At 44.6% G+C, this 25,135-nt stretch carries 21 protein-coding genes; 6 read left to right on the plus strand and 15 right to left on the minus strand.

What is annotated here, in order from left to right:
* Positions 1 to 36 precede the first annotated feature (36 nt).
* From QI63_RS03210 to QI63_RS03260, 11 genes are all read right to left on the minus strand, one after another.
* Positions 37 to 864, minus strand: a complete 828-nt coding sequence (locus QI63_RS03210) for a hypothetical protein (RefSeq protein ID WP_044013839.1) — start codon at positions 862 to 864, stop codon at positions 37 to 39.
* 103 nt (positions 865 to 967) lie between these two features.
* Complete coding sequence (locus QI63_RS03215) at positions 968 to 2,233, minus strand: hypothetical protein (protein WP_044013842.1); 1,266 nt, start codon at positions 2,231 to 2,233, stop codon at positions 968 to 970.
* Positions 2,234 to 2,306: 73 nt separating this feature from the next.
* Positions 2,307 to 2,648, minus strand: a complete 342-nt coding sequence (locus QI63_RS03220; protein ID WP_044013844.1) for a hypothetical protein — start codon at positions 2,646 to 2,648, stop codon at positions 2,307 to 2,309.
* A gap of 290 nt (positions 2,649 to 2,938) precedes the next feature.
* Positions 2,939 to 4,288 (minus strand): sodium-dependent transporter, encoded by a 1,350-nt coding sequence (locus QI63_RS03225; protein ID WP_044013846.1) that lies wholly within the window; start codon positions 4,286 to 4,288, stop codon positions 2,939 to 2,941.
* Positions 4,272 to 5,111 (minus strand): tetratricopeptide repeat protein, encoded by an 840-nt coding sequence (locus tag QI63_RS03230; protein WP_081984387.1) that lies wholly within the window; start codon positions 5,109 to 5,111, stop codon positions 4,272 to 4,274. Before QI63_RS03230 ends, QI63_RS03225 begins: the two co-directional genes overlap by 17 nt.
* Complete coding sequence (locus QI63_RS03235; RefSeq protein ID WP_369792420.1) at positions 5,089 to 6,171, minus strand: uracil phosphoribosyltransferase; 1,083 nt, start codon at positions 6,169 to 6,171, stop codon at positions 5,089 to 5,091. Before QI63_RS03235 ends, QI63_RS03230 begins: the two co-directional genes overlap by 23 nt.
* 360 nt (positions 6,172 to 6,531) lie before the next feature.
* Positions 6,532 to 8,133: a lysine--tRNA ligase gene (gene lysS / locus QI63_RS03240; RefSeq protein ID WP_044013851.1), complete on the minus strand. Its 1,602-nt coding sequence runs from the start codon at positions 8,131 to 8,133 to the stop codon at positions 6,532 to 6,534.
* Positions 8,134 to 8,224: 91 nt separating this feature from the next.
* Positions 8,225 to 9,235 (minus strand): DNA polymerase III subunit delta, encoded by a 1,011-nt coding sequence (gene holA / locus QI63_RS03245; RefSeq protein WP_044013853.1) that lies wholly within the window; start codon positions 9,233 to 9,235, stop codon positions 8,225 to 8,227.
* Between the two features lie 9 nt (positions 9,236 to 9,244).
* Entirely contained in the window at positions 9,245 to 9,511 is a 267-nt protein-coding gene (locus tag QI63_RS03250) for an HPr family phosphocarrier protein (RefSeq protein ID WP_044013855.1), read from the minus strand.
* A gap of 11 nt (positions 9,512 to 9,522) precedes the next feature.
* The gene (gene hprK, locus QI63_RS03255; protein WP_044013857.1) at positions 9,523 to 10,512 is read right to left on the minus strand and encodes an HPr(Ser) kinase/phosphatase; all 990 of its coding nucleotides are present in this window, start codon (positions 10,510 to 10,512) and stop codon (positions 9,523 to 9,525) included.
* Positions 10,513 to 10,548: 36 nt separating this feature from the next.
* Positions 10,549 to 11,847, minus strand: a complete 1,299-nt coding sequence (locus tag QI63_RS03260; protein WP_044016977.1) for a cyclic nucleotide-binding domain-containing protein — start codon at positions 11,845 to 11,847, stop codon at positions 10,549 to 10,551.
* 341 nt (positions 11,848 to 12,188) lie between these two features.
* Between QI63_RS03260 and glgX the strand changes: the two genes are divergently transcribed.
* The 6 genes from glgX (at position 12,189) to QI63_RS03290 (ending at position 20,382) form a co-directional block, all read left to right on the plus strand.
* Positions 12,189 to 14,333 carry a glycogen debranching protein GlgX gene (gene glgX, locus QI63_RS03265; RefSeq protein WP_044013859.1) on the plus strand — a complete coding sequence of 715 codons (2,145 nt, stop codon included), beginning with the start codon at positions 12,189 to 12,191 and terminating at the stop codon, positions 14,331 to 14,333.
* An 11-nt stretch (positions 14,334 to 14,344) separates the two neighbouring features.
* On the plus strand, positions 14,345 to 16,795 hold the full coding sequence (locus QI63_RS03270; RefSeq protein WP_044013861.1) for a glycogen/starch/alpha-glucan phosphorylase: 2,451 nt from the start codon (positions 14,345 to 14,347) through the stop codon (positions 16,793 to 16,795).
* Between the two features lie 60 nt (positions 16,796 to 16,855).
* Entirely contained in the window at positions 16,856 to 17,299 is a 444-nt protein-coding gene (gene ndk / locus QI63_RS03275; protein ID WP_044013863.1) for a nucleoside-diphosphate kinase, read from the plus strand.
* A gap of 95 nt (positions 17,300 to 17,394) precedes the next feature.
* The gene (gene ffh / locus QI63_RS03280) at positions 17,395 to 18,720 is read left to right on the plus strand and encodes a signal recognition particle protein (protein WP_044013866.1); all 1,326 of its coding nucleotides are present in this window, start codon (positions 17,395 to 17,397) and stop codon (positions 18,718 to 18,720) included.
* Positions 18,721 to 18,758: 38 nt separating this feature from the next.
* Positions 18,759 to 19,490 (plus strand): hypothetical protein, encoded by a 732-nt coding sequence (locus QI63_RS03285; protein WP_044013868.1) that lies wholly within the window; start codon positions 18,759 to 18,761, stop codon positions 19,488 to 19,490.
* A gap of 118 nt (positions 19,491 to 19,608) precedes the next feature.
* Complete coding sequence (locus tag QI63_RS03290; protein WP_044013870.1) at positions 19,609 to 20,382, plus strand: ComF family protein; 774 nt, start codon at positions 19,609 to 19,611, stop codon at positions 20,380 to 20,382.
* An 88-nt stretch (positions 20,383 to 20,470) separates the two neighbouring features.
* On the opposite strand, the gene secF is transcribed toward QI63_RS03290, so the two are convergent.
* The 4 genes from secF to QI63_RS03310 form a co-directional block, all read right to left on the minus strand.
* The gene (gene secF, locus QI63_RS03295) at positions 20,471 to 21,706 is read right to left on the minus strand and encodes a protein translocase subunit SecF (RefSeq protein WP_044013872.1); all 1,236 of its coding nucleotides are present in this window, start codon (positions 21,704 to 21,706) and stop codon (positions 20,471 to 20,473) included.
* Positions 21,703 to 23,448: a protein translocase subunit SecD gene (secD, locus tag QI63_RS03300; protein ID WP_044013873.1), complete on the minus strand. Its 1,746-nt coding sequence runs from the start codon at positions 23,446 to 23,448 to the stop codon at positions 21,703 to 21,705. Before secD ends, secF begins: the two co-directional genes overlap by 4 nt.
* Before the next feature lie 93 nt (positions 23,449 to 23,541).
* Complete coding sequence (gene yajC, locus QI63_RS03305) at positions 23,542 to 23,979, minus strand: preprotein translocase subunit YajC (protein ID WP_044013876.1); 438 nt, start codon at positions 23,977 to 23,979, stop codon at positions 23,542 to 23,544.
* Between the two features lie 84 nt (positions 23,980 to 24,063).
* Entirely contained in the window at positions 24,064 to 25,134 is a 1,071-nt protein-coding gene (locus QI63_RS03310) for a peptidylprolyl isomerase (RefSeq protein ID WP_044013878.1), read from the minus strand.
* Position 25,135: the final 1 nt, after the last annotated feature.

Raw genomic sequence — 25,135 nt, forward strand, 5'->3', positions numbered from 1 at the left:
ACAAAGTAAGTATTTTTTTATTCATTATTCATCTCTCTATCCGCTTATAGTATATATCGCTTTAATCTTTTTATTAGGCCAATATGTATACTTTACTTTTTGAATGGATTGCTCTATAAGTTCTTCAGTTTCAGCCTGATAATTTTTATAACATTTTGTATAAATCAAACTTCCTTTATAAATTATCTCTATTGTTTTTTGTCCATCAAAAATTATTTCTCTAGATAGTTTTTCAGGATTTGCTTCATCATAAAACCATTCATGGGTTTTATTGTCCTCACATTCCTTCACCAATCTACCGGAATCATCATAATTCCGTCTTACGATAGTTGAACCAAAAGAATATTCAACCATAAGAGCTTCTTTCTTAATATCATTATATTCATATTTATAAAAGCCACCACTACTTGAACTTACAGATTTCTTATGTCCTTTATCATCATATGCATAAATCCACTCAGTTCCATCTGATGCAACCTCTTTTACAAGCTGCTTTCTTTCATTATAAAAGTATTCTGTTTCATCAATTTTGATAACTTTATTATTTACGGTAGTTGTATAAACATCCTTTATCAGCAATCCATCTTGATCATAAACATATTTCCCTGTTATTAATCGATGACTTACCGTAGTATCCAAAACAACTTTTGTCGCAAGAATTTGATTATTAGAATTATATTCCCAATATTGTTTTGTGCCGCCTTTTTCTTTTCCTGCACACATATAAATCATATTTCCATTTTCATCAAATTTATAAACTTCACATTCAGACTCAAGCTTTGCAAAATACAGAAACAAACAAATAAAACAAATGATAATAAGTGGGAAAAAACATACGGAAAGTATTAATATTCTTTTTTTCATTTTTTTTCCTTAGTAGCGGCTCAATAAGCCGCCGGTATAACTACCGCTTAACCTGCATTGCCGCAAAGGTAATGGTAGGTTGAAGCGGGTGTTATGTATCAAATCAATTATAATCATAATATAATTCAACAATATTCATTAAATTCTCTATCCTTTTTTGATAAATCCATTTACTTATATTCCGGCTTGCTTCTACGCCAAACTGATTTTTAACAAATTCAATCATGTTATTTTTGTAAGACTGCCACAAAAATTCTGTTTTCTTAATATCTGCTAAAGTAATTGTAAACTTCGGACCTTCAATTTGACCATCACCTATCAATGCATCTATTTTTTCTTTTATTTCAGTATACCTAGAAATTAAATCATTAATATCTTCAGTAGAGTTACGACTTATGGTATCCTGCATTTGTTCAATGATATCCAAAAATTCTTCTTTCTGTTTGTTTGATGATTCTATTGCCCATGCGATATAGCCTGAACCATCATGACCTTCTTCTGTCCAGATTTTTTGATCAACAAAATTAAAATATGAAGTTACTGCTTCATGAAATTTTCCCCGATTTTCATTTTTTATTTTTTCCTGAAATGAACTTACTCTTTTCTTTAAATATTCATTATTTTTATTTTCTTCTCTTATAGCACAGAAATTAAGTCCGTATCCGCTTGTAACATAGTTATCTATTCTAAATTCATGTATCTCATTTTTTTTATAATAACCATAGAAATCTTCTACTGCAAGTGTAAATTCTGCAGGAACAATTCCTCCACAAATTATCAACTGTAAAATCAGCTGAGGATTAGACTCTTCAAAACGGCTGTTTTCTCTAGATGCTTCTTCTGCAAGCTGCCAAATATAATAAGGATTTTTTTCTATATCTTCATCGTTATAAAACAAATCATATTTTTTACAGAATTTTTTTGAATCTAATGCCGGAAGCTCTGCGCATTTAGCAAGAAAATCAAGTGTATCAATAGCATGCTTATTGTTTTCCAAGCCTGTTTTTTTCAAATATTTTTTATAAACGTTTAACGCTTCTTTGGGGTTAGCTCTTTTAAAAGTTTCTGCACGGTAAACAGTTCTATCAAGGAAATAGTCCATTGCTTTCTCGTGTCCATTAACAGCTGCATTCCGTAAATATTTATAGGAAGCTTCCGGAGTATTTATATAGCGGTAAAATAATTCAAAGTCAGCATTAAAATTCCCCTTTTTTGAAAGTGTCAAAAACATTTGCAGAGCCTGCTCTTCATTGCCGGACTCGTATACTTCAATGGTCTTTTCAACAGTTATTTGATTTTGCTGTACTGATTGTGAATAGCATGATGCTACAATTATAACTAGAAATATTATAAAAACTTTCCTTTCCATTTTTTATTCCAAGTGCTCCAGTGTGGGTGTTAGGCATATTTTCATTGTAAAATTTCTCTATCTTTCTCAAATTTTAAGTCATATAAACTAATGTAGGATAATCAATATAGATAATTAAAATGAATATCAAGCATAAAAAAGCTAATAACACTATATCTACTAAAAATATTTTGTATTCTTTATCTTTCGCTCGAAAAATAATGCCTACAAGAAGAAATATTAATATAGATAATATATAAATCAAAAAAACAGAAAAAACGATTCCAATCCATTTCTGATCAGTATATGAAATTGAATCTATTTGGAGCCGATGAGCAATTGAAACAAAAATACTAATAAGCCCCAAAAAAAGACATATAAAAAATAATGTCAAATCTTTTTTCAGAATTTTAAAAACACTATTCTTTTTATCCATTCAAGCTCCATATCTTTATCACATAGGTTTAAATATAAAGTCCAAAATCCAAATAAGACAAAAAATATATTAAAAATTCTTACAAATAAATTATGACAAAAAACTTTTTTCATTCTTTCTTCCTAAAAAGCAGGCCAGTAGCCTGTCGCCATAACACCCTTTAGCCCTTTTCCATAATATCATAGAAACTACACGCCTTCAATCTAAACTGACACCTCTCCAAGCAGCTATATCCTTCTACCATAACACCCGCCGGAACACATCATCAACAGCCGGATTAGGCCTATGCTCTAGAATCCCTCGCCGCGCACCAATGCGACAACGCACAGAAACAGTGCGAAAAGCGTGTACACGTATTTACCGAGGTAGTACCAGCCGTTGCCGTAGCGTTTCTTTGCTCCGGTGTTGATTTCGTCCAATAGCTCATCTTTTTTCATTACCCAGAACCACGAAACAGCGCCGAGCACTGCACCGATCGGGATAATATATGTGGAGACCAAATCCATCCATGCGCCCCAGCCGCCGAGAATTGCGCCCTTGGTTTCTGCGATGGGTTCCATAAATACACCGATGCCGAAGGTGATGACGCCGAGAACGATAATCACTGCAGTTCGCTTTAAGCCTTTAAACGTATGCATCAGCGATTCGGCGACCACTTCAAGCATATTCTGCAAAGATGAAACTCCTCCGAACACGACGACGAGGTAGAGGATGATACCGAATATTCTGCCGCCGGGCATTTTTTGAAGAATGGAAGGGAGGACAACGAACAGCAAACCGGGACCGCCTGCAGGATCCATCCGATAAGCGAAACACGCGGGGATCATCACAAGGGCTGCAACAACCGCCGCGATGGTATCGAACAATGCGGTATTTTTTGCTCCCGCTACGCAGTCATGATCTTTACTTAAATAAGCGCCGTATACAATCATCCCCGATCCGGTAATAGATAATGAGAAAAAGGCCTGCCCCATCGCAGTTATCCACACGGACGGATTTTTTAAATGATTCCAATCGGGGGTAAATAAAAACGTATACCCTGCAAAAGCGCCGGGCAAAAATGCCATACGAACAGCCAATGCCGCAAACAAGATGAAAAAAAGCGGCATCATTATTTTATTTGTTTTTTCTATCGTATGTGCGCCGAGCACAATGGTCAGCAGCGTTACAATAATAATAACCGCGTGATAGGGTACAACGCTGAACTGCTGAAAGGCAAAGGATTCAAACCACTGTCCGGGTTCTACCGTCATAATACTGCCCAGTACGGACTGCATAAAAGCCTTGAGTACATACGCGATGATAACAGCATACCCGATAGCGATTGTGATTGAACCCGCCAAGGGCAGCCATCCGATTATCTTACCGATGCCCTCAAGGTCTTTGCGGCCGTGCTTCCATGCATAGGCATAGGAGCCGAGCGTCCCCGTACCGCTGCGACGGCCGATTGCGTATTCTGCGGAAAGTCCGACATATCCGAAAAGGATAACAAATAAGATATAGATGAGCAAAAAGGCACCGCCGCCGTTGCTCCCAAGCTTGTAGGGAAAACCCCACACATTTGCCATACCGACAGCCGAACCGACGCAGGCAAGAATAAACCCTATGTTGCTGACAAACCGATTATTTTTTCTTTCCATCTTTTACCTTTACCTCCGCGGCTTCGGCGTCAGCCGCTGTTTTCGCAGCAGCCGGTTCGGTTCTAGAATCGGACGCGCCTTTTTCCATCCGGCTTTCGGTACTGTCTGCCGTATCAGTCTTGTTCTGCACTTTACCGTCTTTATTCGGCTCTTCCTGCGCTTTCTTGATTTTTTCTTCAAGTTCGGCGAAAGCTTTGTTTTCAGTGCTTTCGGTAAAACGGGTTTTCATCTCTTCAATAAAAGAAAGCGCTTGGTCATACCGTTTGGAAAGAATCAGTATACGAACATAATTGAGTGCCGCTTCGGGGTTTTCCGAATCCTCATCGTACAGTTTTTTGTACATTTCACAGGCGCGTGCTTCATCGCCGGTTGCCGCAAGGCTGTAGGCATACGCTTTTGCAATCAGCACATTGCCGGGCGCATCTTTATATTGCCGTTCAAGAATGTTCTTCGCCTTTCCCCAATCGCCTTGCAGCCCGTACACTCGTGCCAAATTATACTCCGCCGCATTTTTATGCGCAGGATCCTTTGCCGCCTTTAGATAAAACTCCGCCGCTTTGTCGTACTTAGTCACCTCGGTATAGGCTTGAGCAATCTCAAAATAGGCTTTCGCCGTTTCGGAATCGACATTACCCTTTGCAAACAAACCGGCAGCGGTTATAAAAAAAACCAGTAAAAACAGTATGCTGTTTTTAGGCACCCGATCAGCAATATTGCGAATACCCTCGGCAGAATTAACAGCTGGAATCTGTTGAACCGTCGCTACTGCTGTCGATTGAACCGCTGTCTCATCGATACGCTTATTTATTTTGAAGCACCACATTCTCAATCGCTCTCAACTGATGCCGGTAAAGCCCCGCGATAGTCGCGCCGTAATCCGCAATAAGCTGAATCATATTCCGCGGATGCTCTGCTTCATCGACACCGTTGATTCTATCGCCCGCGTCTCCCAGCCCGGGAAGAATATAGGCCGCAGAATTCAGTGCGGGATCCATCCACAACGTGTATACCGTACAATTCTTTAAGGCCCGGGCTGCACACAAAGCGCCTTTGAGTGACGAAATGACATGGAAACAACTGATCGATTTCGGTTTCACTCCTTGCCGTTCAAGGTATTTGACAACGGTAATCAAACTGCCGCCGGTTGCATTCATCGGATCTGCAAAGATCAGGTCTTTTCCGTTCAAGTCTTCCAAATTGAAATACGACATATCCAAATTAAGGACATACTGCATATCATCGACTTTTTTTGTATCATCCCGTTTGATCTTAAACAATGCGAACGGGGTTACATAGCCGTGTGAAGAATATTCTTCAATCTCCTTGGACATAATCATCGACGGAAGGAGCGCACCGCGCAACATCACACACATGACGGTGTTTTCTATTTTATGATCGATGTCGCTGATCTTATGCACGGCGTAGTTCTGTACGGGAACGGTAACCGGCGTTTTGGAAATAAGATAGTTTTTGCTATCCTCGTGGCTCCCGCTATACGCAAGTTTGAAGAGCATTTCAAAGGCGCGTTGAGTATAATAGATGAATTCGTTATGACCGGTTTCACTGCTGCGCAGTTTTGCCATAACGCGGGAGGCTTCCGCATGGCTTGCAAAATCGGTATTGAATGAATAGACCTTGAGCTGGGGTACTTCTTTGCAGATTTCCTGCAAAATCTTTCCCATTTTATCATACAATGCGATAATCTCAGTTTCAGCTGCATCTTTTTCTTTTTTATCTGCGGCAGCATCAAGCAACGTAAATTGCTGCATTGTCTGATTATACAATTCATCCAATTTTTTAAGGTATGCATTATCCTTCGATGTTAAATACCCTTGTAGCGATTCCGCTTCCATAATAACTTGTTTCATATCAAACTCCTCTATTAAATTACATACATAAACGCGGTCAGCTTTTTAAAGCATCCGAGAACCTCTAAAAACTTCAGTTTTTTAGAGGTTTTCCTTAAACTTTTTGCGATGTATTTTTATAAATTATTACAGTATAACAATTTATAAAAATACTCGTCGGGCATCTCTAAAAATCTAACCGAGTTTTTAGAGATGCCCATCCGTGTTCACAAAAAAAAACGCCCTTAAAAAAGAGCGTTTAAAAAGATTCATTAAAATGAAACAATGGCTGCAAAGGGAAAGGCAACAACAGCGGAATACCTTCCCCATTTTTTCGAGTACAGAATTTACATCCAATGCCGAAGTGCAACCATGTTTTGTCATTTGCGCGATATTTTAATAGAATGAAAGCAATTGTGCAAGCCGTTCCTTTCCGATTATCTTCATAAAACCGGCAAGGCGCGGGCCCTGGTCTTTCCCAATCAACGCCTGATAGACGGCGGTAAACAGCGCTTTCGGTTCGATTTCGCACGCATGAGCTACATCATACAACGCAGTTGAAAAAGCCTTTTCATCAAGCGCATCCATCTGGGGTAACAGCTCATCGCGGATTTTGCAGAGTGCAGCGGTTTCGGATGTAGAAAGTTCCGCCTTGCCGCCGTCGGTACGCAGTGCAAACCGGAAGTCTTCCGGCGCACATTCGGTAATCCAATACCATGCGCACTTCGCCCGTGCTTCAAAACGCTCCCGCTGTTCTTCCTTCATATCCGGCAAAAGCTTCATGACCGCGGCGATGTCTCCGGCATTGATTTGTAAAAGGTTACAAAGGTGTCTGAACGGAATTTGATACGATATACAGGACGGCATCCCTTCAACCTGCGAAAGTTCATAGATGCGGCGTTCCTTCGCATACACCTCATCGTTTTTAGCCTTATCGACACCCCATGCGATACGCTCGGTTTTATCGTAATCCTCATAGGTTTTGATAACGTCCAAATCGAAGCTGATGGAAAACTCCGTGTTCGGCCTCGTTCCTGCAAACAAGTACCGTGCAATTTCGGGCTGATAAACGTTCAAGACATCGGAAAGACTGATGACCTTTCCCTTTGACGAGGACATTTTACCCGGCAAGCCCTTGATGCCGATAAAATCGTAGCGGAAGCTGACCGGAGCAGGCCAATCATATACTTCATCCGCGACAAGCCGCGCCGTGTCGAAAGAACCGCCTTGGCTGTGGTGGTCTTTTCCGGCAGGTTCAAAAACCGTCTTTTCAAACTGCCAGCGCATCGGCCAGTCAACTCTCCAACCGAGTTTTAATTCCTTTGAGGTGCGTAAGTCGGCCTTTTCCTGATGGCCGCAGCTTGTGCAGCGGTATTCCAATCCGTATTCGCCGTCATACGAAACAATCTCGGTAGTATCTTTACTGCAATTGCAGCAAAAAGCCGCGACAGGCCAATATTCTTCCGTTGCGGGAATTTTATGCTCATCGTCGCGGTAGCGGTTCAAACAGTCCTTTATTTTGTCACGGTTTTGCAGCGCTTTTTTCATCCCCTCGGCATACATACCGCTGCGGTACCGTTCAGCCTGATATAAAAATTCGGGATGAATACCGACTTTCGGCAACACCTGCTCCACATCCACTTCGTGATGACGCGCGTAAGACGTGTCTCGGCCGGTTGTGTCGGGTACCATTGTGATGGGATACCGCAGATAGTTTTGCAGCGTTTCTTTTCCGGGCATATTTTCAGGCACTTTGCGGAACACATCGTAATCGTCCCATGAATAAATAAAGCGTACCTTTTTACCGCGGTCGCGTAACGCGCGTACAACTAAATCAACCGAGATAATTTCCCGGAAGTTGCCGATGTGAACGGTTCCCGACGGCGTAATTCCCGAAGCGCACGTATATGATTCCAAATCACCGCGTTCGCGTATAATCTTCTCTGCGGTTTGATCCGCCCAATGTACTAATTTCTGATTGTTTTGTTCTTTACTCATATCATCCTTAGATTTAGCTTGTGAAAAATATTGCGGAATTGTATACTGCGCAGTTGATTATGTCAATTGAAAATGCTCTACCGTCAAATAGTTAGCATAGCTGTGCAGCGCTGCTGTACGCCGCCAATTCACGCCCTTGATTATAAATAATGCTGTAGAGGCAGGCGTCGAGCAACACTCCCGACAGTTCTTGCCCCATCGTGCGGATTTGCATATCGGTTTTATTTAAGAGCGATATAATACGGTACACGGTTTGCTCACTCCACTGTTTACTCGCCCGGCGATATTGGTCGATTGCTTTTTTCGAGGTAAAGCCTGCTTTTTTTAAGCTGAAATCGTCAAGCCCGCCGGTTTGCGCAAGATTGTGCCAGTCACGCAGCCGCCGAAAGCAGTAAGTAAGTCCCGCAATCAGCTGTACCGGCGAAGATTCTTTGGAAAGGGTCAGCTTTTGACGGATATTCAACGCATATTCCAGATTGGCATTACTCAGCGCATCAAAAAGCGTAAACGGCGTTTCTTCTTTGTTATGAGCAAGCAGACGTTCAACAGTCTCCGCCGTCAGCGTTGTTCCCGGTTCAAAAAAGAGACTGATATGTGCACAAGTCGTTTTTAACGCCTCGGTGTTATTTTCTACCAGTTCCAGCAGAACCTCGATCGCATCCTGCTCAATACCGATCTTCGACTGCGCAAAAAAACGGCGAATCCACTCCTGTTTTTTATTTTCAAACAGTTCCCAGAATATTTTTTTATGATCTTTGGGAACAAGCGCTTCAATCTTTTTATCGATACCGATTTCATCGGAGATCAGCACCAAAAAAGCGCCGGCTTCCGTAGGCGTCTGTTCAGCCCACTGCGTAAGCGCCTGTATATCTTCCTTTTTCTTGATTGCTTCCGCGTTTCTGACAACGGCAAACCGAGCTTCCGCGAACAAAGAACCGTTTTGAACGGCATCCAGAACAACCGCTATTGAAGTATCCGCTGCATAAAAGAGATGATTGTCGAGCTGTCCGTATTTTTTTTCCGCACTTTTCCGGAGCGCTTCAAGCGCATCGTTCCGTTCCCCCAATTCGGGACCGGTAAAAAGCCATAAAGGAACACTCATCGTTTCGCGTTATTCCTCTTCAAATTTCGCGGCAAAAAGCTGTTCAAGCGCGGCAACTGCTTCGGCTTCGTCGGCGCCGTCGGCAGAAACGGTCAGTTCGGTTTTATACCCCGCTGCCATTGTCATTACACCCATAATGGATTTTGCATTGACGGTAAGGCTTCCTCTTTCAAACATAATATTCGACTGGAACTTGTTTGCCGTTTGTACAATCAACGATGAGGGACGCGCATGGATGCCGGCGCGATTTTGCACAACAATCTTCTTTGTTACCATAGATATTTTCCTTAATAGGTATCATCCGCCGAATAATAAGGTACCCGGCTTGTATCGCTTTCCATCCAGCGCAGAATATTTTGATTAAATTCTTTCGCAGAATAAACGCCCATACTTTTAAGCCGCTCGTTCATTGCGGCTGTTTCTAAAATAATCGGAATATTTCGTCCTGATTTTACCGGTATTTCCAAGAGAGGCAGCTTTACATCCAATATCTCGGTGGTAAGTTCTTCGGTACCGATGCGGTCATATACTTTATGTGAATCCCATTCTTCCAACTTAGCCACCAGCTGTATCTGCTTTTGTTCCCGCACGGAGCGGACTCCGTAAAGCTGCATGATATTGATAATGCCGAGTCCGCGTATTTCCATGTGATGCCCGATTGTCTTATGAGCGCCCCGCCCGATCAAGCTGTTCCCGTTGATACAGGTAATTTCGACAACATCGTCAACCACTAATCGGTGTCCCCGCTCTACAAGTTCAAGTGCCGTTTCGCTCTTACCCACCCCCGAATCACCTAAAATGAGGATACCGAGGCCATACACTTCTACCAGAACGCCATGTATCGCTACAGTCGGAGCGAATACATTGGAAAGAACACGCATCAGCCGCACGGAAAGCGCACTGGAGGAAAGATCCGTTTGCAGCACGGGGCACCCCGTTTCCTGTGCCAGCTCTAAGAACACGGGAGGAGGAGGAATATTGTGAGAAAAGATACAGCAGGGAATATCGTAGGTCATCATTTTTTTTATATTTTCTACGGTATTGCTTTCGATAAGTGTTTGTAAATAGGCGCACTCCCCCCTACCGAACAACTGAACACGCTGATAAGCAAAAGAATCAAAGAAACCTGAAAGCGCAAGGCCGGGACGGTTTAAATCCGCAACGGTAATACTGCGCGTCAACCCGTTTTGTCCGCACACGCAATGCAGGTGAAGAGCATCGTGCTCCGTTAAGTCGAGATCGAGTAATTCAAGTACCGTTAAACTCTTAGAAAGCATGTATAAGCCTTTGTAAACGCGCCGATTACCCTAAACTCAATCTTTCAAGGCTTTGAGTTCGGCTTTGAGCGATGCGCTTTCGCGTGATTGACGCGCAAGGCGGTCGGCAAGAAGGCGCGACAAAAAGATACCGTAATGGGGATAAGATTCTATCAGCTTCATAAATTTCATCTTAGGCACTTTCACCAACGTTCCCTTTCCGATTGAGACAATCGTTGCCGACCGCGTATCATTAGTAAGAAATGCCATCTCTCCGATAAAGATATCCGCCGGCGTCAGCACCGTTAACAGCGTATTATTGACATAAACGGCATAGCGGCCTGACCGGATATAAAAGAGGTTATTCGATTCGTCGTTTTGACGGCATACCACCTGCAAGTGATTAAAATGAAAGGTTTCCTGATCCCGCAAAATCGCCGGTGTGAGATTTGCACTGTTTTTCTGGTTCGGTACCTCGAATGAGACCTCGTTTCCCGCATCATTATAATACAGCTCTTTTACAAAACTCTGACTCATCTTAATACCCATCCCGTGCAAACCTGCCTCAAAAGGAGCATCAAGCGCAGAACGCCAGTCAAATCCCGGTCCATCGTCTTTGATGGTAATCCGTGTGCGTTCAGGAGAAATATCATACGTAATGAGCACTTTTTTCGTTCCGACAACAGGATCCATCCGCTTGATTTTAATCAACTCAAGTACATCCTTTCCCTGTTTGAGCCATTCGGTTTTTTCATCATAACTGATATTGCAATTCCCGTGTTCTACAGCGTTCAAGAGCAGCTCCATCATCGCACCCTGAAACGCACTCCGTTCAGCCTCGTTAACGCGGTCGGTATTATAAAGATAAGTGGAAATAAGATTCGCATAGAACATAACTTCAAACGGGTCTGTATCGCTGGTAAAACTGCCGTGTTCAAGATCGTTCGCCGGATGACTCATACCGCGGTTAACTAAAAAGTGTTCGTGATGATTTAAAATTTTAATAATTTGCGCAACATACTGTTCAAATTCCTTGCGCGTTAAAACGAATAAAAAGTTAGGCTCTTTCCGCTGTGTCAGTGTTGCTTTTTGCTCCTGTGAATCGGTAATTGCAATAACGCCTCCGAACAGCAGCCACGGATCATCTTTTACGATTTTAAGGCACTTCTCTGCATGAACAGACGAGTCGCCAAAATCGATAATCTTGATTTCCGGCATCTCATATCGAAAAGCAGCAAGCGCTTCGGTATAACTTTGTAATTGCTGCGAAATAATACTAAAGTTTGACTGCTTACATGCCTGCTGCATCGCCTCTACGGTGCTTACAATGGTACTGACAATCGGAATCTTCTTCATAACTTTTACCTTTTTATGCGAAATTTTAGCTAAAATTTCGCACAACTTTTGTAGAAAGACGGGCAAACGCATCAGAAATAGTTTAAGCGCTGCCTTTCATGCAAAATTTTGCTAAAAATTTTGCACATTTTATTTGATAAGCGGAGCAAACACATCAGACAAATAAATATGAATCGCAAAATCAGGAGATTGGGCAAGCATTTGAATCGCGAAGAGATTCAACTCTGCTTGAACAGTCTCCTGATTTTGCGGGGAGATTCAAAAAGGAGTCTGATGTGTTTGTCCCAGCTTGAAGAGAGTATAGCATAATTTTATTTTTCGTGCTACATTTCGTTTCGTTCATGGAAAACCTATCATTTTTGCCGGGTAGTCCGCTTCCTGCCGGTGCTGCCGTCTATAGCGACGGTGTGAATTTCAGTATCTTTTCCCGTAATGCCTTTTCGGTCACGTTGGATATCTTTGCAAAACCCGAAGATTCCGCGCCTTGTTGTTCATACACTTTTGACCCTCAGACGAATAAAACAGGCGACATCTGGCATGTCTTTGTAAAAGGACTGCCGAAAAATGCCTTATATCTTTACCGCGTTGACGGTCCCTTTGCTCCTTATGAAGGAATGCGCTTTAACGCCGATAACTATCTGCTCGACCCATACTCGCGGGGGCTTGCCAACACGGAATCCTTTAACGGAAATTTTTCCACGCAAACACCGCCTGCCCATATAGACGGCGACTTGGCTTTCTTAACCGAACAGTCAGCTGCTCATTTTCCTAAATGCATCGCGGTAGCTCACGATGATTTTGACTGGCAGGGCGACCATCCGCTCAATTATCCGCTGAAAGACTGCATCATATACGAAGCGCATGTAAAAGGGCTTTCGTGCCATCCCAACGCACCGCAGCAGCACAAGGGAACCTATCAGGGTATCATCGATACCATCCCTTATTTGAAAGAACTCGGTATTACCAGTATTGAATTGCTGCCCATTCAGGAATTTAACGAGCATGAACTCACCAGAATAAACCCGCGGACAGGCACCGTGTTAAAAAATTATTGGGGATACAGCACCATCGCCTTCTTTGCACCTAAATCGTCTTATGCTTCCGACCGTGAAGGTGTTGGGGCGGTATTCGAGTTTAAACGGATGGTACGCGAACTGCATAAAAACGGCATCGAAGTGATTCTGGACATCGTATTTAATCACACAGCGGAGGGGAGCGAATTCGGCCCGACCCTTTCGTTTCGCGGCTTGGACAATACCATCTATTATATACTGGAAGATAATGCACGTTATTACCGCAACTACTCAGGCTGCGGCAACACCTTCAACTGTAATCACCCGATTGTGCAGACCTTTATCTTAGACTGCCTGCGGTACTGGGTTATTGAAATGCACGTCGACGGCTTCCGATTCGACCTCGGCTCCATTTTAGGCAGAGATCAAAAAGGAAAGCTTATGGATAATCCGCCGACCATCGAGCATATTGCTGAAGATCCTATATTAAGAAAGACAAAGATTATCGCAGAGGCATGGGATGCGGGCGGCGCCTATCAGGTTGGAAATTTCCCCGGCGGCAGGTGGGCTGAATGGAATGACCGTTTCCGTGATGATGTGCGGTTCTTTTGGCGCGGTGATTCTTTCCATGCCAAGGAACTTGCGACGCGCGTAACCGGTTCCGCCGATTTGTACTCCGGCAACGGACGCAAGCCCTTCCATTCCATCAACTTTGTTACCAGCCATGACGGCTTTACCCTTTACGATTTATTAAGCTACGATAGAAAACACAATGAAGAGAACGGCGAAGACAATCGGGACGGCAGTGATTCCAATTGCAGCTATAACAACGGCTTTGAAGGAAAAACCGAGAACACCCGCATCGAAACCTTACGGAAGCAAAAAGCAAAAAATATCCTGCTAACGCTCATTTTATCGCTGGGAACCCCGATGTTGACTGCCGGAGATGAGGTACTACGAACTCAGAAGGGAAACAACAATCCTTACTGCCAAGACAACGAGATAAGCTGGTTCGATTGGTCGCTCACACAAAACAATGCCGATATATTGGTATTTGTAAAAAAATTGATTCGCCTGCGCAAACAGCATCCGGTATTTTTGCGTTCGGAATTTTTAACGGGTACACAATCAGACGGGCGGCGTAAGCAGGATATCAGCTGGTATGATGCACAGGGCAATACCCCCGATTGGAACCAGCCTTCGTCTTTTTTAGCATATTTTCTTGACGGTTCCACGGCGGAAACGAGAGCCGAACGCGATGATAACAGCTTTTACATCATATTGAACGGCGGCAATTTAGACGTTACCGCGACACTCTGTCCTCCTCCGCAGGGAAAGCATTGGTATCGACTAATCGATACATCCTATCCGGCAGGGGAAGATTTTACCGCCCCCGAACAGGCGCCGCTTTTGGAAAATCAGCAAAAATATGTTGTATTAGCCGCGACAGCCGTCGTGTTAATTCTGAAATAGCGAGGTAGATTATGTCTCAATTAAAAGAAACCTTACGGGCAAGCATTTTAGGCAAGCTGAAACGGAATTTCAGCAAGGACATATCCGAGGCAACAATACGTGAACTCTATGATGCCGCGGCAAGCAGCGTTATGGATAGCATTCAGCCCAACATATCCGCAACCAGAACCGCGCAGGAGCAGCCCGATGTACGGCAGATGTATTATTTCTCCGCCGAATTTTTGATGGGGCGGGCACTTTCCAATAACTTGAACAACACCGGTATGCGTGCTGTGATGGAAGAACTTTTAACGGAGCTTTCCGCCTCGTATCGGGACATCGAGGATGAAGAACCCGATGCAGGGCTTGGAAACGGCGGTCTCGGTAGGCTCGCCGCCTGTTTTTTGGACTCGCTTGCAACGCTCGACTACCCCGGACACGGCTACGGTATCCGCTACCAGTACGGTATGTTTGAACAGCGGATTGAAAACGGGTATCAAGTAGAATACCCCGACAACTGGCGGCGCTACCGCGATCCGTGGGAAGTACGCCGCGACGATTTGGCGGTAACGGTGCACTTCGGCGGCACCCCGATATGCACCCAGCAAGCAGACGGCACCCTGCTCTACCGCTTAGAAAATGCCGAGGAGGTTATCGCAACCCCCTATGATATGGCGATCATCGGCTACGGTACCAAAACCGTCAACCGCCTGCGCCTTTGGGAAGCATCCTCTCCCGACGGCTTCGATCTCCAGCTCTTTAACAATATGGAATATACCGCTGCAGTTGCAAAGCAGAACTCCGCAGAAAATATTTCGCGCGTATTATACCCCAACGACAGCGGCCCGTCGGGAAAAGCGCTCCGCTTAAAGCAGCAGTATTTTTTCACTTCTGCAAGTTTACAGGATTTAGTGCGTTCATTTATCCATAAACACGGTACGAATTTCGCCGACTTCCCGCGCTATAATGTTATCCAGCTGAACGACACGCACCCCGTCGTAGCAATCCCCGAACTGATGCGCCTTTTGATGGACGAACACCACCTCGGCTGGGATGCGGCATGGACGATTGTTACTCAAACATTTGCATACACAAACCATACGATTTTAGCGGAAGCGTTGGAAAAATGGCCGATAGAGATATTCCAAGGGTTGCTGCCGCGCGTGTATCAAATTGTAGAAGAGATAAACCGCCGCTTCCTACTAGAGCTGCGGGAAAAATATCCGAACGATTGGAAAAAACACAACAAGATGTCCATTATCGGCGAAGGGAAAATCCGTATGGCATGGCTCGCGATTGCCGGTTCGTTTTCGGTCAACGGTGTCGCGGCGCTGCACACCGAAATTCTTAAAACCAAAGAGCTTGCCGATTGGTATAATCTGTATCCGCAAAAGTTTAACAACAAGACAAACGGCGTTACACAGCGCCGCTGGCTTTTAACTGCAAACCCCGCGCTTTCGGCCTTTATTACAAAGCATATCGGCGACGGTTGGATTAAAGACCTTACGCAGCTGCGGCAGCTTGAAAAACTGGCGGATAATCAGGAAGCATTACAAGAATTAATCACGATAAAAAAACACAATAAAGAGCGGCTTGCGGAATTCCTCAAGCGGACGCAGGGAGTTGTGATCGATCCCAACTCGATTTTTGACGTACAGATAAAACGGCTCCACGAATACAAACGCCAGCTTTTAAACATCCTGCATGTGATGACGCTCTATAACAGAATTATCGAAGACCCGACGTATGATCCTATTCCGCATACCTTTATCTTCGGCGCAAAAGCGGCGTCGGGCTATCGGCGGGCAAAGCTCATCATTAAGCTGATTAATACCGTCGCTGACCGCATCAACAACGATCACCGTGTACGGGGAAAATTAAAGGTGGTATTTGCGGCAAACTATTGCGTCTCGACTGCCGAAAAGATTTTCCCCGCTTCGGATATTTCCGAACAGATTTCTACCGCGGGTAAGGAAGCGTCGGGAACCGGTAATATGAAGTTTATGCTGAACGGCGCAATCACGCTCGGAACACTGGACGGCGCCAACATCGAAATTGTGGAAGAAGTAGGCGCTGAAAACGCCGTTATTTTCGGCATCACCGCCGATGAGATTCACACGATTGAGCACGAGCACAGCTATAATCCGCAAGAATACCTTAACCGTAATCCTGCATTGGCGAGGGCATTGACCCAGCTTATCGACGGGACGTATACGCCGCCCTTTGACAACAGTTTTAGAGAATTGTATGATTCGCTGGTATACGGCGTGGAAGGTCAGCGTCCTGATGTTTATTACGTGCTGGCGGACTTCGATGCTTATGCGGCGGCGCAGGAGCGGATTGTCGAATACTACCGCGACCCGATGAAATGGGCTAAGATGTGTCTTCTGAACATCGCCCGATCGGGTAAGTTCAGTTCAGACCGTACCATCGAAGACTATGTGCGGGATATCTGGAAGCTGGAAAAAGTGAGTGTCAATTAAGGGGAATGTCGAAAAAGAAAACACTTTTAAGACATCGCCAAAAATGGGAGAAAATAGATTATGGAAAGAACATTTGTAATGATGAAGCCCGGTGTAGTTCAGCGGCGGATTGCAGGAGAAGTGCTAAGCCGCTTTGAAAAGAAAGGGCTTAAACTGGTTGCCTTGAAACTGATGCGTATCAGTCCCGAACTTGCAAAGAAGCATTATGCCGAACACGCCGATAAGCCGTTCTTCGGCGAACTGGTGCAATATATCACCTCCGGCCCCGTGGTTGCGATGGCTTTTGAAGGCGATGAAGCCGTTGCCATTGTGCGGAAACTCTGCGGAGCAACAAAGGTTTTGAATGCGGAGCCGGGAACCATCCGGGGCGATTATGCCTTGCATACCAATATCAATGTTGTCCATTCGTCGGACTCTGCCGAAAGCGCCGCGCGGGAGCTTGGCCTGTTTTTTCAGCCGGAAGAATTTTTCAACTGGGAAGACGGCAATAAAGATTGGTTTTAGCAAAAGCGGGGGTTCAGTTCGTTTGCTTTAACTGATAAACATTGATCACCTTTTAACACTCAATCAGCGTACCCCCGCATGAATAAGGATTAAAAATGCTTGAAAAAATTACCAATACGTTTAGCGGCATTGTCCGCAAGATAAGCGGCAAGGCAACCATTACCGAAAAGAATATTGAAGAAGCGGTAGAGGAAATAAAAATTGCGCTACTCGAAGCGGATGTCAACCTCCGCGTGGTGCGCCGCTTTATCAATGCAACAATAGAAGAAGCAAAGGGAGAAACCGTATTAAAATCGGTTAATCCCGGTCAGCAGTTTATCAAGATTGTCCACGATAAAATCCTGTCGTTTTTAGGCGATGAAAAGAAAAGCCTGCAACTGAAAGGCCCCGACACCCAGTCGGTTATTCTCTTCCTTGGTTTGCAGGGTTCCGGTAAAACGACATCCGCCGCGAAACTGGCCGCCCGGTTAAAGAAAGAAGGCCGTAAGCCCCTGCTCGTTGCCTGCGACCTCGTCCGTCCCGCAGCTGTGGAACAGCTCTCCTCTTTAGGGGAGCGTATCGACGTGCCGGTGTATAAAGAAGACACCAAGGATGCGGTACGGGTTGCACAAAACGCGGTTATCTATGCACGGAAAGACGGCTTTGATACCGTTATCGTCGATACGGCGGGACGGTTGCAAATCGACGAAGCGATGATGCAGGAGATTGCTGCGGTAAAAAAAGCAGTAAATCCGGTAGAAACCCTCCTCGTCGCCGATGCGATGACGGGACAAAATGCTGCCGAGGTTGCAAAAGCCTTTGATGAACAGGCGGGGCTGACCGGTGTTATTTTAACCAAGTTCGACTCCGATGCGCGCGGCGGTGCGGCACTGTCGTTAAAAACCGTAACCGGTAAGCCCATCCTGTATGTCGGTGTCGGTGAAAAAATCGAAGACTTTGAACCGTTCTATCCCGACCGTATTGCCGGAAGAATTCTCGGTATGGGTGATATTGTTTCGCTTGTCGAAAAGGCGCAGGAAAACATCGATGCGGAAGAGGCTGCCCGTTTGCAAAAAAAGATGGCGACGGAAACCTTTACCCTTTCCGACATGCTCGATCAGCTTGAAAATGTCGAAAAGATGGGCTCGATTGAATCCATGCTCGATATGATGCCGGGTCTTGCCGGTCAAATTTCCGCCGAGGATATCGACAAAGCAGGCTTTAAGCGACAAAAGGCGATTATCCAATCAATGACGCTCAAAGAGCGTGAAAATCACCACATCATCGGACCGCCCCGCCGCAAGCGTATTGCGAAAGGTTCCGGTACCTCCGTTGCCGAAGTAAACAAGCTGTTAAAGCAGTTTGAAAAGACCCGTCAAACAATGCGGAAGGTCGCAAAGAGCAAGGGGCTTCAAGCGCGGCTTATGGGACTGATGGGGTAAAAATCTGCTTCCATAAAATTTTTTTAAAGGAGACCTCTATGGACAGTGTATTAAAAAGAGTTTTGATTCCGGCTATTCTCTGTGTAGTCTGCCTCACAGCCTGTACGACATTGCCGTCTAAGGCATTGTACACGGAACCGGCAGTTGCAGGGGTTACGGTTAATACAACAAATAATCAGTTTGACGTTGTATACGCTATTGACTCTTGTGTAATGCCCAAAGCAAAAGACGATTTTATTAGTTTCAAAGTCGATACGATGCTGTATACCTACCGGTTTGATTTTTCCGTCAATAACGGAATGAAAACTATACTTGACCGCTTTTTCACCATAAGCAATATAGCTGATTCCCAGCAGAGGCAAAACGGTCAGCGTTACCTTGGTGAAATGACCCTCTATGCTTATGCATTATCAGAAGAGACGATAAGCAGACTTATTGCCAAAGGAAAAATTGCAAATCATGTACGGTTTAGCTTTTTACTGAAAGACGGAAAAAAATATCTGGTGCTCGATGGTTTTCAGGTACAAACCCTCGATGGAAAATTAGCAGTTGACGACTTTATCGATAGTATTCCATTTCATTACGGCGATATAAAAAAAGTATATGACTTCTTTAATGATGCGGAAGGACTCGAAGCAACACGGCAAAAGCAGTTGCAAATAGCCCTTGCAGCAGCGCAAGCTGAAAAAGAAAGACAAGCGGCACAAACAGAACCGGGAAACACGGACGTTATCGTAAATTCTGAAAAATCTTCTACCGAAGCCCAGTAAAAACCAGCCATTTTCTTTCGCGTGCTATATAACTTTCTTATCAAGGCTCTGAGAACTGCTACGAACTGATGTTTTTAGCAGTTCTCTACAAAATCTTGACCTTGCATAAGGAGGTTATATGAAGCGTATACTATTCTTACATCAGGCAAAAAATATCGTACGTAAAATTTACAGCGATCTCTTGTTTCCGCAACCGTGCCATCTGTGCGGAAACGTAAGTGAAGCAGGATTGCCACTCTGTAATCATTGTATTCAAACCGAATTCCTACCGTATATCGCTGCTGATGCAGAACACTCACAACAAACCGAAGCCCGCTGTAGACAGTGCGGAAAGATACTTATTTCCGAACATGAATATTGTACCCATTGCAGGCCGGCAGAGGATGATACGGAAAGGCAAAAACCAGCCTGCGATCGTATTTTTACGCTTTTCCCATACATTGGGCTTGGGCAAAAATTGCTGCCTGTGTGGAAGAACAATAATATCCGCACTTTTTCCACGGTATTTGCACCGCTTATCCACCGTTTTCTCACAGGATATCTGGAATTGATGAATATTCCGCTTGTGCCGGTACCGCCGCGCCCTCAAAAATTGCAAGAGAAAGGCTGGGATCAAATTGAAGATCTTGTAAAAGATTTATCGGTTTATCCGGAACTGACGATACATCGATGTTTAAAGCGGCAGAACGGCATTCCGCAAAAGAAGCTGTCCAAGACAGCCCGTGCAGTGAATTTACAGGGAAAAATCGAACTCTCGGAAAATACCGTCCCAGATAGGCTCATTCTGCTCGACGATGTAATGACCACCGGTGCAACACTCGAAGCTTGCGCACGTACATTAAAGGCAGCAGGCTGCACAGAAGTTTACGGTCTCTGCCTCTTTTTTGACTAAAAAGGAGCTAAAAGAAAAGCCTCTAAAAACTCAAGGTTTTTAGAGGCTTTCAACTTCAAAGACGTATCTTTTAATTACGCCGTTACGCCTATACTGTTACTTCAGGAGTAGCTTTTGGGGCATTATTGAGCAATAAATCACCGGCACGTTTTTTCCCGGAAAAGAAGGTAATACAAGCACCGGCAATGTAGATTGTAGAATAGACACCACTTGTCATACCCACCAATAAAGCAAGCGCAAAGTCTTTCATATTGCCGGAGGTAAAGACATAGAGCGACACAGCCGCAAGCATTGTCGTAACGGTGGTGATAATGGTTCGGCTCAGCACTTCGGTTTGGGCAAGATCCAAAACGTCAACCAAAGAAAGCTTCGGATTAAGCCGGATGTTTTCGCGGATACGGTCAAACACAACAACCGTGTCGTTGATTGAATACCCGACGATCGTCAAAATTGCCGCAATGGTGGTGGAATTGAATTCCATCTGCGTCCACACAATAAAGGTAATCATAATCAAAACGTCGTGAACCAACGCAAGCACGGCGCCTAAAGCAAATGTCCAGCGGAACCGTATGAGAGCGTAAATAAAGATTAAGAATAACGCCATAATTACCAGAACCACCGCTTGGAGAGCAAGTGAACCGGAGAAGCGAGATCCGACAAAGTCGGTACTTAATACGGCAAAATTATCCGCTTCATAAGCAGCTACCAATGCGGTGTTAATCAATGCCCGCAGTTCGGTATTTGCATTGGTGTACGTACCGTTATCGGGTAACCGAATTTGGAACATACGGTCGCGCGCTTCACCGACTTGCTGCACTGAAACCGAAGGAACGGAAGCAAGGGCATGACGCACTTCGTCGGCATCGATCGGCTGTATTTGACCGGGAATATAATGTGCGCGGAACGGCTCCGTTGTAAGGCGGGAAGTTTCCGAGGTGATAAACACACTTTGCAATGCGGTATCGGCTTTTGCAAGTATTTTTGCCTTTACCCCCTCAATTTGCTGCTGCACAGCCTCGACAAACTGTCCAACGGTGGGGTATTCACTATACTTAAAAGACAGAACTTTATTTTCAGTGTCCACCGAAATAATGGTAACATCAATTCCTTGGGAATTTTGTGCTACCTGTATGTTTTTCTCACCATCATACGTTAAAATAAAGGCAGAAGGCGCAAACCGCACTTTCTCGATAAATCCTGCCTGAAAGTCAATACCGAAGTTAATGCCTTTCGTAAAAAGACCTACAAGACCGGAAATAATAAGAGCGGAGCTCACGAGAACCATAACACCGAAAAGCTTACTGAATTTTATCGTTTTTTTCATACGAGCGACCTCCAAGTAATATGCAGCTTCTTCTGGTGCAATGTTTCCGTGCCGAAATCAAAGATAAGCCGTGAAACAAAAAGGGCAGTAAATACGGAAGAAACAACACCGATTGTCAAGCTGTAAGCAAATCCCTTGATCGGTCCGGTTCCCAATATTGATAAGAACAGAGCTGCAATAAAGGTAGTGATATTGGAGTCCATAATCGCCCAGAAAGCGTGGGCAAAACCGGTTTGAATGGCAGCTTCTCTACTTTTGTGCAAAGCAAGCTCTTCTTTAATTCTTTCAAAGATAACAACGTTTGCGTCAACCGCCATACCGATTGTTAAAATCATACCGGCAATACTCGGAAGCGTAAGCGTAAGATTGAAGGCTGAAAGCACGCTGAATACGATATAAAGGTTCAATATCTGCGCGATACAAGCATTAATACCGGCAGAGCGGTACCAAATCAGCATGAACGCCAAAACAGCGATTAATCCCCATCGCAGCGCCATTAATCCCTGATTGATCGCTTGCTCGCCCATGCTGGCGCCTATTACCTGCTGGTTTTCCAGTTCGAGCGGCACATTAAGCCATGCGGTACGTAAAATCGTTTTAAGGTTTTCCGCCTCCTCCGCACTGAATCCGCTGATAGTTCCCGTACCGCCGGTAATCGGTTCTTTGATATTCGGCGCCGACTTTATCTTATCATCGGACACAATAGCCAGCCGTTTATCTTTATTTACAGTGGTAACCGTTGCAAAGATTTCTGCGCCTTCCTTATCGAGTTCGAATACAACCAGCGGCTCGTTGGTTTGACTGGTTGTCGTACTTACCCGCTGCAGATGCTTGCCTTCAAGGGCAGCCTCTTTCTTGATAACGAGGAATCCCTGCCGCTCATCCAAACCGTACGCATCTTTGCTGTATACGCCGAGCACCTTGGTGTCTGCAGGGATAATTGAAGGATCGATGAGATTATAATCGGCATCAAATGTCCGTGTAGGATTAGCTGTATAGTAAGAATAAAAAGCCTGCGTTGCATCATCGTCTACAATATGGAATGCCAGCAACCCGCGCCCCATAATAATCGAGTTGATTTTATCGGCATCCGCTGCACCGGGGATTTCAACATAGATACGATCTTCCCCCTGCTGTCTAATAACGGGCTCGGTCAGACCGAACTTATCGATGCGGTTGGAAATGGTATCGATGGCTAAATTCATCGCTTCTTTTTTTGCCGAAGTACTGCTATCACCGCTGTCGCCGGTTACCGCGCTTAAATCGGCTTTGATGATGATGCTCATACCGCCGGAAAGGTCGAGACCGAGCTTGACCGCATTTGCCTGTGCATTTTTAATGCTCAGTATCTTACTCCGGTATGAATCTTCCATAATGGGACTCATTGTCGCCCGTGCTTTATCCTCAGAATTTTCAGGGAATGCTGCCAGCAATGCAGTCGCCGTCCACACCGAAGGCTGCTCTTTGCCGAGACTTTTTAAGTTCTTCTTTGCAGCCTTAATGAGCGGATCATATTTCGCCGGAACCGGCTCGGAACTCCCCTGTTTTGCAGATGCAATCAATGCGTCAATGTCGGTTTTTGTCATATTTATGACATAATCTTTAATTTTTTCTCTGGAACCGAGAGCCAGCGCCTTATCGTCTTTACCTGTCCAAAAATACCATTTAAGGGTAGGATATAAAAATGCAAAGCAAAGGCCTAACACAGCCAGAACAATCACGAATCGAGTTCGCTTTCTCATGTCTATCTCCTCGTCTAACGGAAATAAACGTTCATACTGGGGTTAGGCACAGCACGAACGATTTATAAGCCGATACGCTCTTATACGGGACGTTTATTCCGCATCGCCGGAAAAATTGGGCGGCTGCGGTTTTTCGGAGCTGGAATCTTCAGCTTTCTTTTCTTTCTTTTTAAAGAGCGCAGAAAACAGAGAAGTCTTTTCCGGCATATTTGCCAGACGGCTTGCTTTTGTTTTTTCATCCAAAATAACACTGCCGATTGCGGAACGATTCATTTCGAGCTTACAATTATCGTCAACTTTAAGAATGATCGTTGTTTCTTTTACAGAAGACACGACACCGTGAATACCGCCGATTGTGATAATTTTATCACCCTTCTGAACGGAGGCAATCATTTCTTGCGTTTTCTTCTGCTCTTTCTTTTGAGGGCCGATAATAAAAACGTAGAAAATTACAAAGATAAGACCAAGAGCGAGCAGCGGAATAAAACTACCTCCCGATGCGGCTTGCTGCAATAATGGAATCGCATTCATTATTTACATCCTTATTTATGATAAATATCCTTAAAATACTAGCACAAAAAAAATGCGTAGTCAATTCACAGGTTATTCTGCCGGTTATTTTACCGACAGTAATTCAAGTTCAAAAACCAAATAAGCATCAGGAGGAATAACCCCGCCTGCCCCGCGTGAACCGTATCCAAGCTCCGGCGGAATAACAATCGTCCGTTTTTCACCGGCAGCCATTTGCACGGCCTGCTGGTCAAATCCGGCAATAAGCTGCCCTGCACCGGCGACAAATTTGAGCGGTTCGTGCATATCGGAATCATCAAACACCGTACCGTCAAGCAAAGATCCCTTATATTTCATAGTCAGAGTTTTGCCTGTTTGAGCTTTAACGCCCTTACCTTCTTTTACAATTGTATAGAAGACACCGTTTTCATTCTTAACGGCATTGGGGAATTTTTGTTTTATCAAAGCCTCATATTTTTCCCGCTTCTGAGCAGCACGCTGCTTTGCCCGTTCCGTAGCTCCTGCAAGATAGGCATTAAAATCTTTCTGGGTTGCCGTAAACTTCTGGGCTTCGGCTCCCTTGCGGATAATCGATATGGAATTCATACGATCACCCTGTACGATTTTATTGACAACATCTTGGCCTTTTACGACCCGACCAAACACCGTATGTTTTCCATCAAGCCACGGCGTAGGCACATGGGTAATAAAGAACTGCGACCCGTTTGTCCCCGGCCCGGCATTTGCCATGGAAAGGATACCGGCGGTATTATGCTTGAGGTTATCGACAAACTCATCGGGGAAGCGGTAGCCCGGTCCGCCGGTACCCTTACCGTCAGGATCGCCGCCTTGAATCATAAAGTTTGCAATGACACGGTGGAAGGTCAGCCCGTCATAAAAAGGCTTTCCTTTCGCTGCATCCAATGTTCCTTCTGCCAACCCGACAAAGTTACATACCGTCATGGGTGTTTCTTTATAGAACAATTCCAAAATGATATCGCCCTTGTTCGTATCGATAACGGCATAGACGCCGCCCTTCTGTAATTCAGCACTTATCGCATTCATTTTTTTTCCTTTTTCAGAATCTCCCGTTAAAATAATTGCAGCAGCAGTCGCTGTCGCGATAATCAAAAAAGTAATCGGTAAAACCAATACCGCAATCTTATTCAACCGCATA

This window comes from Treponema sp. OMZ 838 (assembly GCF_000775995.1).
Classification (GTDB): Bacteria; Spirochaetota; Spirochaetia; order Treponematales; family Treponemataceae; genus Treponema.